Source organism: Sorangium aterium (assembly GCF_028368935.1).
GTDB lineage: Bacteria > Myxococcota_A > Polyangia > Polyangiales > Polyangiaceae > Sorangium > Sorangium atrum.
Genome location: NZ_JAQNDK010000006.1, coordinates 504,618 through 517,874 on the forward strand (window position 1 = coordinate 504,618; position 13,257 = coordinate 517,874).

Sequence of the window (13,257 nt, forward strand, 5' to 3'; positions counted from 1 at the left end):
TCCGTTCGATCGGGCCGCGGCCGCTCAGTCGCCCGCGATGCCCGCCGCCTCGAGGAGCGGCCGCACCCGGGACTGCGCGATGGCGTAGACCGCGCGCACGCCGTCGCGCCGGGCGTAGACGACGTTCGTGCCGCGGAAGGCGTCGCCCGCGCCGATCGCGATCGTGAACGACCCCGCGGGCGCCCGCGGCGGGACCGCGTCGCTGTCCTCCGCCGGGGCGGCCTGCGGCCTGGAAAGCTCGACGGAGATCCGGAGGCGGGGCGGGCTGAGGCCATGATGCCGCTCCGGCTCGCCCAGCGCGACGGCGCCCTCGGCCCGAAGATCGGCGAGCGCGTCCCGGACGCCCGCGGCCAGCGCGGTGGCGCGCGCCCGATCGGCCGCTCCCGCGATCGTGAAGCCCTCCGCCGAGCGCTCGAGCACGACCGGCTTCGCGCCCCGAGGGGCCAGCGTCACCCGCGCGATCTCGTGAGGCGGGACGAGGAAGACGTCGCGGCGGAGCAACAGGCGACCGGCCGCGGCCTCCAGCGACGACGGCGCGACGAACACCGCAGCGCCGTCCCCGGCGCGCGCGAAGGAGCCCGCGCCGGCGCGCGCGCCGAGCTCCACCCGGGCCGCGCGCGTCGCCGCGCCGGTGCTTCCAGCGCCGGACTCCGTCGCGGGGTCGAGCTCGGCCTCGACCGTGAGCCGGGGCGCGCCGAGCCCGTAGCTCTGGTCAGCGTACGCGGTCATCCAGCGCTCGGCCTGGAGGCCGGCGAGCAGCTCGGCGAGCTCGTCCGCCAGCCCGCCGTCGGCCTCGAGGCCGTCGCCGCTCGGCTCGATGAGCCGCCAGGCGCCCTCGTCCGTCCGGCGGAGCCGCTGGACCAGTCCGGGGCGCTCGATCCGCAGCGCGCTGACCTGATCGGGGGTGAAATCGAACACCTTCATGGAGCGCAGCGACACCTCGGAAGGGAGGAGCGCGCCGGCGGCCAGGGCAGGGATCTCGGCGATCGCTCCGTCCTCGAGCCGCCGGACGTGCACCACACCGGCCTGCTCGGCGCCGATCTCGAGCGTCTCGATCCGCTCCTGCGGCTCGCCCTCGCTTGCCGCGCCCGGCGGCGTCGAGACGACGCGGAGGGTGGCCCGAGGCGAGGCGAGGCCGAGCGCCGCGACATCGCTCGCCCCGGGCAGGAGGTGCGTGGCGCGGACGTCGAGGATCGCCTGGACGAGGGCGCGGCCCGTCTCCGTCGGGACAGGACGGTCCTGCGGGGCCCGCAGGTGCCACTCGCTGCCCGCGCGCGCGAGCTCCAGCGAACGCTCGCCGGCGGCGAGCTTCACCTCGGCGACCTCGTCGAGCGGCGCGGCGACGAGCGCGAGATCGACGAAGCGCGGCGCTTCCTCGGTGAGCGGATCGAGAACGCTCTCGGGCACGCAGGCGGCCGCGCGCGTGGGCTCGCGCCGCACCGCGACGACGTGGTCGGGCCGGCCCGGGCAGGCGCCGCCCACGTCGATCACGCCGCGCTTCGCCGCGGGATCGCTCGGCTCCAGCGTCAGCGTGACCCGGGGGCCGCCGGACACCGCGGCCTGCCTCGCTTCCTCCTCGGAGAGGAACGCGTCGGCCTGCATGCGGCCGAGCGCCGAGAGCACGAGGTCGAGCGCCGGCGCGCTGACCCGGACGCCGCTGCCCTCGGGCGAGCCCTCCGCGAAGCGGAAGCCGGCCCCGCGGCCGCCGCCCCAGGGGGCGCGCGAGAACCGCCGCGATCCGCCGTCGCCGTCGAGCGTGAGGCCCGAGAGCTCCGCGGCGACGTAGGGGACGAAGCTCCGCGACCGGAAGCGATCCGGCGGTACATCGAGGGCCGAGGCGAGCTGCTTCGTGATGACGAAGACACCTCGGCCCGCGACCTCGGCGTAGACCGCGCCGGGCGGCGTCGGGGCGCCGCCGCCGAGCAGCAGGCGCTCGCGGCGCGGGCCCATCGCGAGCGCGATCGAGAGCCTGGGCGAGGCCAGGCCGAGGGCGGCCGGGTCGCTCGCCTCCGCGGAGACGCGCCGCTCCGCGGTCGCGAACTCCAGCGTGCCGAGGAGCTGGTCGACCGTGGGCTCGTCGGCCGGGTAGCGATGCCCGTCGATCTCGACGTTCCAGGGGCGCTGGCCGGCGTCGTCGACCTCGCCGCGGGTGAGCCGCGCGGTCTGCGGCGCGCCGGGCGAGGCCATCGTCACGGTGAGCTCGGTGATCTCGTCGGGCCGCCACGCCTCGAGCAGGTGCTTCTTGCGGCGCTCGGCCTCGTCGGTGGACACCGAGCCCCGGTCGAGGACGAGCAGCGCGACGGCCGCCGCGGCGGCGAGCACGACCAGGAGCAACGTCGTCGCGTGCCGGCGCAGGGGCCGCATCACGGCGATCCTTCGCGCTCGGCCTCGGCCGCCGCGCCGCGTCCGGCCGGCGCGCCGGGGCCCCCCTTGTCGCCGGGGCGGCGCTCGGAGCCGCGCCGGGCCAGGTACACGGCGAGGCCGAGGAGGGCCGCGGCGAGCGGCATGTACACGATGACGTAGCGGAAGATCCCGGCGAGCGAGTCCTCGCTGATCCGGAGGCCCGCCGTGGACGCCGGCTTGTCCGGGATGTCGAGCATGGGCGGGCTCGCGGCGAGCCAGGACAGCGCGCTCTCGACGAACACGGCTGTCCCGCGGAGCTCGGGGCTCTGCCAGTTCGCGCCGTAGAGCACGCCGGGTGAGCCGACCACCACGACGCGCGGCCCGTGCGCGGCGCTGGACCCCGCGGGCTTCGGCAGCTCCGAGGCGCAGGCGACCGTGAGCGGCCCCGGGTGATCGCCGTCGCGCGGCTTCGGCTCGGACGGGTCCCGGGCCCAGCCGAAGAAATCGACCATGCCGAAGGCCTGGTCGCTCGTCACGAGCAGGGGCGCCGGGGCCACCGGCCCGCTCGCCGTGGGCGCGAGCGAGCTCGCCACCGTGAGCACCGGGCCGAGCCCCTGATCGGCCGCCTTGATGAGCCCTTCGGTGATCGGATGCGGCCTGACGATCGGCGCGAAGGTCTCGCCGAAGCCCTGCGTCGACCGGAGCTTCGGGTCGAGCTCGAACACGAAGTCCGACCGGAGCTCGACCCCCGCCACGGCGAGCAGGCCCGAGAGCCCGAGGTCGACGTACCGCTGATCGCTCTCGTCCGGCACGGGGCCGAGCGCGATCAGCGCGCTGCCGCCCTTCTCGATGAACGCGCGGTAGCGGGCCACGTCGCTGGCCGGCACCGGCTGGCTCGGCCCGGCGAGGACGAGCACCCGGCACCGGTCGAGATCGACCTCCGGCGCGGGCTCCGACGGCGCGGCGCCGGCCTCCTCCTCGTCGTCGTGGCCGTCCGCGCCGCGGCCGCCGCCGAGCTCCACGACCTCGTAGTTGTTCTTGTTGAGCCTGTCCTTGAGCGCCGCGAGCCCGCCGGCGCCGCCGGCCTCGATCGACCTCTCGCCGTGCCCGGCCGCGAAGCAGACCAGCGGCCGCTCGCTGCGCAGGACGCTCCGGATCGCGCCGGTCAGCGCCTGCTCGAGCCGCGGGCGCGACCGCAGGTCGTCCTCGTCCTCGACCTCGACCAGGTCGCTCGCGGTCAGGAAATGGGGCCGATCGCCGCGCGCGACGATGATCGCCGCGTCCGTGACGATGCGCCCGTCGTCCGTCTTGCCCGCGACGACGCCGTAGCGCTGCTGCACCGCCAGGAACTCCGCCGGGCGCCGGTCGGGATCGGTCACCTCGACCTCGATCCGCGGGTTCTCGGCCCGGTACGCGTCGAGCAGGTGCCGCACCGAGAGCGTCAGGGGATCGCCCTCCGAGAGCAGGACGTAGACGCGGATCGGCTCCTCGATCGAGCGCAGCGTCGAGACGGTCGCGTCGCTCAGCGTGTACAGCCCGCCCTGCGTCCAGTCCCAGCGCCTGTAGTGGCGGGCGACGAGCAAGTTGACGAGCACCGCGAGCACCATCGCTGCGATGATCCCGACGCTCGCCGAGAGCTTCTCGCCGAGCGAGGTGCCCGGCGGCGGAGCCCCGGCCTGCGCGCGCCGCTCTCCGGACATCAGCCCCACCTCCACGCGTCCACCGCGCGCACGGTCACGAAGAGCGGCAGCGCGACCACCGTCCCGTCGAACACGAGGCGGCGCAGATCGACGATCCCGCGGGAGAAGTCGTTCATCTGCGTCCACACCGAGACGTAGGCGCAGAGGTCGTGCGCCGGGCCGTCCGGGAAGATGAACTCGCCGATGCCGAGGATGAACATGCCCATCACCGCCATCGTGCTGAGCACCGCGGCCATGAGCTGGCTCTTCGTGAGCGCGCTGGTCATCGTCCCGATCGCGAGGTAGCCGGCGCCGATCGCGAAGACGGCGAGGTAGCTCGACCCCACGACCCGCCAGTCGAGCTCGCCGGTCCTGCCGATGAGGACGACGTAGAGCAGCGTCGGCGCCCACATCGCGACGTACGTCACGAGCGCCGCCGCGTACTTCGCCAGCACCACGCCGGCGGAGCCGACCGGCGCCGTCAGCAGCGCCTCGATGGTGCCGCTCCTGCGCTCCTCCGCGAAGAGGCGCATCGTGAGCAGGGGGCAGACGAAGAGCAGCGGCAGGTAGATCAGGATCGTCTGCCCGAAGAAGACCTGCACCGGGCCCGTGTCGGCGGAGAGCTCCACCTCGCCGGCGAACTGCGTCGCGATCAGGAAGAAGTGCACGCCCTGCACCAGCAGGAACGTGGTGATCAGCACCCACGCGAGCGGCGTCACGAAGAGCGAGAAGAGCTCTCGCTTGAAGATCGGCCAGAAGCCCCTCACCGCCGCTCCTTCACCGCGCCGCCCTCGCCGCGTCGAGCCGCGCTGCCCTTCTTCTTCCGGTTCCCGGCCGCCGGCCGAGGCGCCTCGCCGCCCTCCGCCCCGGGCTCGGCCGGCTCTCCGGCGGCGCCCCGCGCGTCAGCGTCGTCGGCCGCGGTCAGCTCGGAGAAGACCTGCTCCAGCGAAGGGGCGCAGGGGACGAGCTCGCGCACCCCGAAGCCCGCGGCGACCAGCGCGGCGACGAGGCGCTCGGCGGCCTCGCCCGCGTCGGCGCCGGCGTCGAACTCGACCGTGAGCCGCGCCGCCTCGCCGGCGTCCTCCGCCTCGGCCGAGCGGACCTGCGCCGCGCCGCGCGCCACCGCGAGCGCCGCGTCCGCCGCCCCGCGCACGACGACGCGCGCGCCGGACGACCGGCGCATCGCGCGGATCTCGTCGATCGAGCCCTCCGCGACGAGCCTCCCGCGGGCGATCACGAGCGCCCGCGTGCACGTCGCCTCGACCTCGGAGAGGATGTGCGTCGAGAGGAGCACCGTGCGGCCCGGGCCGAGCCGGCGCACCAGCGCGCGCACCTCGCGGATCTGGTTCGGATCGAGGCCCGCCGTCGGCTCGTCCAGGATGAGCAGCGGCGGGTCGCCGACGAGCGCGTCCGCGAGGCCGACCCGCTGGCGGTAGCCCTTCGAGAGGTGGCCGATCAGGACGCTCGCGACGTCCTCGACGCGCGCGTCGCGGAGGGCGCGCGCGACGGCCTCGCCGCGCGCGCGCCGCGGCACGAGCTTCAGCTCGGCGCGGAACGCGAGGTACTCCGAGACGCGCATCTCCGGGTAGAGCGGCGAGGTCTCGGGCATGTACCCGAGCGAGGCCCGCGCGCGCATCGGCTCCTCGGCGATGTCGTGGCCGGCGATCCGCACCCGGCCGGACGTCGCGCCGAGGAACCCCGCGAGGATGCGGAGGGTGGTGCTCTTGCCTGCGCCGTTCGGCCCGAGGAACCCGACGATCTCCCCCTGGCTCACCTGGAACGAGAGGTCGCTCACCGCCTGGTGGGGGCCGTAGGACTTGGAGAGGTGCTCGACCTCGATCATCGTGGCATCGGGCGCAGGGGGTCAGGGCCGCCGGCGCGGTGCGCGCGGGCAGGCCGGTCGATCGCGCGGAACGCTTAGCGCACCGGGCGGGTCAGGGGAAGCGCGCGCCGGGCTCTGGCGTGGTCCGGCGGTAGTCTGGCGACGAGCGGCGCCGGCGAGTAGCCAGAGCCGCGCGTCTCTGGTAACCCTGCGCCGTCGCGCCCGGCGGCCCGGGCGCTCACGCCACGGGCCCCTCTGCAAGGCGACGCACCCGGTACGCCGAGCGCCGCGGCCCCCTCACACCCACCGCTGCACGATGGATCAGACGCTCCTCCGGTCGTATTTCTCGACCATCTACGAGTTCCCCACCCCGGCGGGGACGCTGCGCGTCTCGCTGGACGGCGAGATCGTCCAGGATCAGGCCGGGCTCCCCGAGCTCCTGACCCGCAAGTTCGCGGTGCTCACCGCGTACAACCCGCGCTCGATGCTCATCCCTCGCCGGGTCAACGATCAGCGCCACCACGTCCTCCGCGATCTCCTGATCCTCGGCTGTTACCGGGTGGAGCCGTGCGTCGGCTCCGAGGCGGAGCCGGAGGGCATCTGGCGCGAGCCGGCGTGGCTCGTCCACGGCATGGACCGGGACGAGGCGATCGCCTTCGGCCGCGTCTTCCGGCAGAACACGATCGTGTTCGCGCAAGGCGGCCGGCCGGAGCTCATCATCACCGATCCGACAGCGGACGACATCGGCCGAACTTTCCAGGGGAACTGGCGGGTGCGGTCCTGACCCACGCGGCGGCCGCGGACGCCGATCGCCGATTCCATGTTGAAACGTACCCGCAAAATGTGGGTTCATGCCTAGGCGTTTAGGGATGGGCGGACCGGCCTCGCTCACCACATGAGGAGACACAGCAGAATGCGCACCCAGGTCACCCGCGCAGCGCTCGTCGCTGCGCTCGGGCTCGTCGCCGGCGCTGGCGGCTGCGGCCAGAACAAGGTCTCGGAGTGCAACGCGCTCATCGAGGTCATCAACAAGGGCGTTCAGAGCATCGAGAAAGGCACCAAGGCCGGCACCGACCAGGGCGGGTCGAGCGAGCTGAAGACGATGGCCGACGCGATGGACAAGGTGGCGGCCGACGCGGCGCAGGTGAAGCTGACCACGCCGGAGCTGCAGAAGTTCTCGGGCGAGTACCAGGCCATGGCGAAGGACGTCGCCAAGGCGGCGCGCGATCTCGCGACCGCGGCGGACGCCAACGACGCGGAGAAGAGCAACGCCGCCCAGGCGGCGATCGAGAAGGCGATCAAGCAGGAAGATCCCCTCGTCGACAACATCAACAAGTTCTGTCAGGCGCCCTGACGGGGCGCGCCCCCGAGGCGCTCGCCCTGCGATCAGGGGACGAAGCGATAGCCGACGCCGCGCACCGTCAGCAGGTGGCGCGGCGTCGTCGCGTTCTCTTCCAGCTTGTTGCGCAGCTGGAGGATGAAATTGTCGATCGTGCGCGGGGTCCCGTGGTGCGTCGGGCCCCAGACCTTGGCCTGGATCTGCTCCCTCGACAGGACCCGGCCGCCCGCCTCGGCGAGGCAGAGCAGCACGTCGAACTCGGTCGCTGTGAGCTCGATCAGCGCGTCGCCGCGGCGGACCTCGCGCGTCGCCGCGTTGATGACGATGTCGCCGGCGCGCAGCTGCGCCCCGTCGGCGCGCGCGATCGCGTCGCGCCGGAGCACGGCCTTCACGCGCGCGAGCAGCTCGGCGAGGCTGAACGGCTTCGTGATGTAGTCCTCGGCGCCGAGCTCGAGGCCCATCACCTTGTCCATCTCGGCGCCGCGCGCGGACAGCATGATCACCGGCAGGGTGCGCCGCTCGTTCCGGAGCATGCGGAGCAGCTCGAAGCCGTTCAGCCGGGGGAGCATGACGTCGATGATGATGAGATCGATCCCGCCGGCGCGGGCGAGCGCGAGCCCGCGCTCGCCGTCCTCGGCCACGAGGACGCGGTAGCCCTCGGCGGTCAGGTTCATCTCGAGACCCATCGCGATGCTGGGGTCGTCCTCCACGAGCAGGACGGTCCGCGCCGGTGTCTGAGGGGTTCGGGTCATGCTGAGGAGGTCCTCTAGCATGTTCATGTCCTGACCGGCGGCGGCCGCGCTACGGCGGCGCGCTCGCGTCGGCGCGGTGATCCGACGCGTCGTTGTGCGCCGCGGCGACCGCGGGCGCCGCGACCTGCGCGCGTCGCTCGGCGGCGCTCGCCTTGGGCGTGCTCCGGAGCGGGAGCACGAGGGTGAACGTGCTGCCCTTCCCGGGCTCGCTGTCGACGAGGATCTTGCCGCCGTGCGCCCGGATGACATGCTTGACGATCGACAGCCCGAGCCCCGAGCCCTCCTGCTGCCGGGCCAGGAGATCGTCGACCCGGTAGAACTTCTCGAAGATCCGCTTGTGCTCCGCGCGGGCGATGCCCTTGCCGTTGTCGCGGACCGTGAGCATCGCCGACCGTTTGAGGACATGGGCAGAGACGCTGATCTTCCTCGGCTGGCCGCCGTACTTGTAGGCGTTCGAGAGGAGGTTCACGATCGCGTCGACGAGCGCGCTGCGATCGCAGAGCACGGGCGGGAGGTTCGCGTCGATGGAGACGTCGAGCTCGACGCTGCGCTTCTCGCGGGTCGGCTCGAAGGCGTGGATCGCCTCGTCGGCGATCTCCCCGAGGTGGTGCTCCGAGAGCTCGTAGACGCGCCGGCCGCTCTCCATCCGCCCCCAGTCGAGCAGCCGATCGATGAGCTGCTGGAGGCGGGCGCTCTCCTTGGTGAGCGCCTCGATGCAGCGATCCTCGCTGATCGTGTCGCCGCGCCGGAGCGTGAGGGTCTCGGTGAACATCCGGATCGACGTGAGCGGGGTGCGCAGCTCGTGCGAGACCTTGGACACGAAATCGGCCTGGAGCTCGGACAGGTTGCGCTCGCGCCGGAGGAAGACCCACACGAGGATGACCCCGGTCGCGAGCGTCCCGCAGAACGTGAGGACGATGATCCCCATGATGAGGTTGTACTGGGCCTCTCCGAGGACGAGCAGGAGGAAGCCGACGCCCGACAGGAGCACGCCGGGGATGATGACCAGGTAGACGAGGAGCTGGATGATCCGCCGGTAGCCGAGCGTGGTGAGGTCGCGCCTCGGGGTCCGCATGCCGGCAGCTTAGTGGGACCCCGCGCCGCCGGCGACCGTCCGCGAGCGCCCGCGCGCGGCTATGCCTCGATCCGCTCCAGCACGAGCGCGGGCGCCTCTGCGGGCGTCGGGCCGAGCCGGAAGGCGGCGCGGACGCGATCGGCCGCGGCCCGCGCGTCGTCCGCCCGGCGCGCGTGGATGCGGGCGAGGGGCGCGCCGCGGTCCACGCGATCGCCGCGCACCGCGGCGAGCTCGATCCCCACGGCGGGGTCCACGCGCTGGTCGGCGCGCGTCCGCCCGGCGCCGAGCGCGACCGCCGACAGGCCGATCTCCAGCGGATCGACGGCGGCGACGTACCCCTCGTCCTGCGCGGCGACCTCGACCACGACGGGGGCGCGGGGCAGCCGGCCGGCGTCGTGCACCACGGCCGGATCGCCCTTCTGCGCCGCGATCATCCGCGCGAAGACCTCGGCCGCCGCGCCGCTCGCGATGGCGGCCTCGAGCTTCGGCCGCGCCTCGGCCGCGCTCGCCGCCGCGCCGCCGGCGATCAGCATCTCCTCACCGAGGGCGAGCGTGCACGCGACGAGGTCGCCCGGCCCGCGGCCGTGCAGCACCTCGATCGCCTCGCGGGTCTCGATGGCGTTGCCGACGGTGCGCCCGAGCGGGGCGCTCATGTCGGTGAGAAGCGCGGAGACGCGCTTGCCGGCCGCGGTCCCGACGCGCACGAGCGCGGTCGCGAGGGCGCGGGCGTCGTCGAGGGTCTTCATGAACGCGCCGCGCCCCACCTTGACGTCGAGCACGAGCGCGTCGATGCCCTCCGCGAGCTTCTTCGAGAGGATGCTGGCGACGATGAGCGGGATCGACTCGACCGTGGCGGTCACGTCGCGCAGCGCGTAGATGCGCTTGTCCGCGGGCGCGATCCGCGCGGTCTGCCCGATCATGCACGCCCCCACCTCGCGGACGATGCGCGCGAACGCGTCGACGTCGAGCGCGACGTCGAACCCCGGGATCGCCTCGAGCTTGTCGAGGGTGCCGCCTGTGTGGCCGAGGCCGCGGCCGGACACCATCGGGACGGGGACGCCGCAGGCGGCGACGAGGGGGGCGAGGCAGATCGAGACCTTGTCGCCGACGCCCCCGGTCGAGTGCTTGTCGACCTTCCGTCCGGGCACGCTGGACAGGTCGAGGACGTCGCCCGAGTGGAGCATCGCGCGCGTGAGGGCGACGGTCTCGGCGTCGTCCATGCCGCGGAAGAAGATCGCCATGAGCAGCGCGGCCATCTGGTAATCGGCCAGCTCGCCGTCGCTGTGGGCGCGGATGATCCGCGCGATCTCGTCCTCGGACAGCCGCCCGCCGTCGCGCTTCTTCGCGACGAGCTCGACAAGGGTCTGCATCGGCGTCGAGCTTAGCCGGGTTCGCCCCTATTTGTCCCTGGCGCGGGCCCCCCTATGGTCGGCGGGAGCGCGCGGACCGTCCCCGCAGGAGAGCGGACACGGCACAGGGAGCGGTCGCGCGGGAGAAGGGAGCCGCACTGGGCCTCATGAACAGCCTCCTCTATGCCCGGGCCCAGATGGGCCTGTCGCTGGCATTTCACATGATCTTCGCCGCCGCCGGGGTGGCGCTGCCGCTGATCATGGTCATCGCGGACGCGCTCTGGCACCGGACGGGCGATCGAGACTACCTCGAGTTCTCGAAGCGCATGGCGAAGGGGACGGCGATCCTGTTCGCGGTGGGCGCCGTGTCGGGGACGGTGCTCTCGTTCGAGCTCGGGCTCCTGTGGCCGAGCTTCATGGGGACGTTCGGAGAGGTGATAGGGCTCCCGTTCTCGCTCGAGGGGTTCGCGTTCTTCACGGAGGCGATCTTCCTCGGCATCTACCTCTACGGGCGCGGCAAGCTCTCGCCGAGGCTGCACCTGCTCTCGGGCGCGCTTGTCGCGCTGAGCGGCGCGCTGTCGGCGTTCTTCGTCATCCTGGTGAACGCGTGCATGAACCACCCTGCCGGCTTCACGATGGTGGACGGGCGCCCCGCGGACATCGACCCGGTCGCGGCGATGTTCAGCCCGCCGTGGAAGCACGAGACGCTGCACGGCATCCTCGCGTGTTATCAGGCGACGGCGTTCGTGATGACGGGGATCCACGCGCTGGTGCTCCTGCGGCACCCGTCGAGCCCGCTGTTCCGCAAGGCGTTCGCGGTGACGCTCGTGGTCGCCGGGGTGACGGCGCTGGCGCAGCCGCTCGTCGGTCACTATGCGGCGGTGGAGGTCGGGACGGGGCAGCCCGCCAAGCTCGCGGCGATGGAGGCGCACTTCGAGACCTCGGCGCGCGCGCCGCTCCTCGTCGGCGGCCTGCCCGACGTCGAGCGGGGCGAGGTCGACTACGCGATCGAGATCCCGGCGGGGCTCTCGGTGTTCCTGCACGCGGATCCTGACGCGGTGGTGCCCGGGCTGGATGCGGTCCCTCGGGACGAGTGGCCGCCGGTCGCGGCGACGCACCTCTCGTTTCAGGTGATGGTGGGGGCGGGCTCCGCGATGGCGCTGCTCGCGGTGGTCGGGGCGGTGCTCGCGTGGCGCCGCAGGGGGATCCCGGATCAGCGCCCGTTCCTCTGGGCGGTGATCCTGGCGAGCCCGCTCGGCATCGTGGCGATGGAGGCCGGCTGGCTGGTGACGGAGCTCGGTCGCCAGCCGTGGATCGTGCGGGGCGCGATGCGCACGCGCGACGCGGTGACCCCGTTCCCGCACCTCGCGGCGCCCTTCTGGACGTTCACGGCGCTCTATGTCTTCCTCGGCGTTGTGGTGGTCTACCTGCTGGTGCGCCAGCTCCGCGCGGCGCCGCTCGGGGTGACGGGCGGCGGCGGCGGCGCGCCGCTCGGAGTGACGGGCGGCGGCGGCGCGCCGCTCGGGGGGACGGGCGGCGGCGGCGCGCCGCTCGGGGGGACGGGAGGCGGCGGCGCGCCGCGCGCGTCCGGCGGAGGCGAGGCCGATGCGCACTGAGTGGTTCCTCGGCGGGGTGATGATGGCGGCGCTCGTGCTGTACGCGCTGCTCGGGGGCGCCGATTTCGGCGGCGGCGTGTGGGATCTGCTCGCCTCCGGCCCGCGGAAGCGGGAGCAGCGCGCGCTCATCGAGCGGGTCATCGGCCCGATCTGGGAGGCCAACCACGTGTGGCTCATCCTGGTCGTTGTGCTGCTCTTCACCGCGTTTCCTCCCGCGTTCGCGGCGATCTCGATCGCGCTGCACGTCCCCATCACGCTGTTCCTCGTGGGCGTCGTGTTTCGCGGCTCGGCGTTCAGCTTCCGCAGCTACGACTCCCGGGGGGATCGGCGGCAGAAGCGCTGGGGGTTCGTCTTCTCGCTCGCGAGCGTGATCGCGCCTGTGCTGCTCGGCATGATCGTCGGCGCGGTGGCGTCCGGGCGGATCCGGGTGGCGTCGGGGGTGGTGACGAGCGGCTTCTTCGCGCCGTGGCTCTCGCTGTTTCCGTTCGTGGTGGGGCTGTTCGCGCTGGCCCTGTTCGCGTTCCTCGCGGCGGTGTACCTGACGAACGAGGCGAAGGAGCCTGCGCTCGTCGACGATTTCCGGCTGCGCGCGCTCGCCTCCGGCTGCGTGGTGGCGGCGCTCGCGCTGGCGTCGTTCGCGGCGTCGTTCCGGGGCGCCCCGCTCATTCGAGAGGGGCTGATGGATCATCCGATCACGTGGCCGCTCCACGTCACGACGGGCCTCGCGGCCACCGCGGCGTTCTTCGGGCTGTGGACCCGCCGTTTCCGTCTGGCGCGCTTGGCGGCGGCGGCCCAGGTCACCCTGATCCTGCTCGGCTGGGCAGCCTCGCAGTACCCGTTCCTGGTGGTGCCGGACGTGACGCTCGAGGGCGCGGCGGCGAACCCGAGGACGTTGCGATTGCTTGTCTGGGTGCTCGGCGTCGGATCCGTGCTTCTGTTCCCTTCGCTGTACGTGCTCTTCCGCGTCTTTGGCAGCGGCCGGGCGGGGGCGGCGTCGGACGGCGACGACGAGCATTGAGCGGGAGTGGGGTCGACGTACGTGGAAGTCGCGGTGGCCAAATTTGATGCACCACCTCACCTACCCGCAGGAGAGGCGTGAGGACGGCTGGCTGAACAGTGGCTCTGTGTCCGTCCCGGCGCTAGGGCGCGACGACGGGATGCCGGCGGCCCATTGCATTCCTGGGACCTGCAACCCGCTCTCGCGGCTCCCTCGAAAAAATGCGAACGCTTTCGCGGGCCTCCCCACGGCGGGCGAACCGTGTTACGCTCCCAAGCGCGAAGT

General features: G+C 73.2%; 11 protein-coding genes. 4 read left to right on the forward strand and 7 right to left on the reverse strand.

What is annotated here, in order from left to right; genetic code table 11:
- Positions 1–24 precede the first annotated feature (24 nt).
- From POL72_RS45975 to POL72_RS45990, 4 genes are read right to left on the reverse strand one after another with little or no spacing between them, the layout of a single operon-like run.
- A complete protein-coding gene (locus tag POL72_RS45975; RefSeq protein WP_272103257.1) occupies positions 25–2,364 on the reverse strand; it encodes a DUF4340 domain-containing protein in 2,340 nt (779 codons plus the stop codon).
- Positions 2,364–4,043 (reverse strand): GldG family protein, encoded by a 1,680-nt coding sequence (locus tag POL72_RS45980; protein ID WP_272103258.1) that lies wholly within the window; start codon positions 4,041–4,043, stop codon positions 2,364–2,366. Before POL72_RS45980 ends, POL72_RS45975 begins: the two co-directional genes overlap by 1 nt.
- Positions 4,043–4,789 carry an ABC transporter permease gene (locus POL72_RS45985; protein ID WP_272103259.1) on the reverse strand — a complete coding sequence of 249 codons (747 nt, stop codon included), beginning with the start codon at positions 4,787–4,789 and terminating at the stop codon, positions 4,043–4,045. The genes POL72_RS45980 and POL72_RS45985 overlap by 1 nt, the downstream gene beginning before the upstream one ends.
- The gene (locus POL72_RS45990; protein ID WP_272103260.1) at positions 4,786–5,865 is read right to left on the reverse strand and encodes an ABC transporter ATP-binding protein; all 1,080 of its coding nucleotides are present in this window, start codon (positions 5,863–5,865) and stop codon (positions 4,786–4,788) included. Before POL72_RS45990 ends, POL72_RS45985 begins: the two co-directional genes overlap by 4 nt.
- Before the next feature lie 295 nt (positions 5,866–6,160).
- On the opposite strand from POL72_RS45990, the gene POL72_RS45995 reads away from it, so the two are divergent.
- On the forward strand, positions 6,161–6,628 hold the full coding sequence (locus tag POL72_RS45995; protein WP_012235064.1) for a DUF3293 domain-containing protein: 468 nt from the start codon (positions 6,161–6,163) through the stop codon (positions 6,626–6,628).
- 129 nt (positions 6,629–6,757) lie between these two features.
- On the forward strand, positions 6,758–7,198 hold the full coding sequence (locus tag POL72_RS46000; RefSeq protein WP_272103261.1) for a hypothetical protein: 441 nt from the start codon (positions 6,758–6,760) through the stop codon (positions 7,196–7,198).
- A 32-nt stretch (positions 7,199–7,230) separates the two neighbouring features.
- Here POL72_RS46000 and POL72_RS46005 read toward each other — a convergent pair whose 3' ends face one another.
- The 3 genes from POL72_RS46005 to POL72_RS46015 are packed head-to-tail and all read right to left on the reverse strand — an operon-like array spanning position 7,231 to position 10,380.
- The gene (locus tag POL72_RS46005) at positions 7,231–7,935 is read right to left on the reverse strand and encodes a response regulator transcription factor (protein ID WP_272103262.1); all 705 of its coding nucleotides are present in this window, start codon (positions 7,933–7,935) and stop codon (positions 7,231–7,233) included.
- 49 nt (positions 7,936–7,984) lie between these two features.
- Positions 7,985–9,010 (reverse strand): sensor histidine kinase, encoded by a 1,026-nt coding sequence (locus tag POL72_RS46010; protein WP_272103263.1) that lies wholly within the window; start codon positions 9,008–9,010, stop codon positions 7,985–7,987.
- Between the two features lie 59 nt (positions 9,011–9,069).
- Positions 9,070–10,380, reverse strand: a complete 1,311-nt coding sequence (locus POL72_RS46015; protein WP_272103264.1) for a thymidine phosphorylase — start codon at positions 10,378–10,380, stop codon at positions 9,070–9,072.
- Positions 10,381–10,526: 146 nt separating this feature from the next.
- On the opposite strand from POL72_RS46015, the gene POL72_RS46020 reads away from it, so the two are divergent.
- Positions 10,527–11,975, forward strand: a complete 1,449-nt coding sequence (locus POL72_RS46020; RefSeq protein WP_272103265.1) for a cytochrome ubiquinol oxidase subunit I — start codon at positions 10,527–10,529, stop codon at positions 11,973–11,975.
- Positions 11,965–12,993, forward strand: coding sequence for a cytochrome d ubiquinol oxidase subunit II (locus POL72_RS46025; RefSeq protein ID WP_272103266.1), 1,029 nt, complete (start codon positions 11,965–11,967; stop codon positions 12,991–12,993). Before POL72_RS46020 ends, POL72_RS46025 begins: the two co-directional genes overlap by 11 nt.
- The last annotated feature ends 264 nt before the right edge of the window (positions 12,994–13,257 follow it).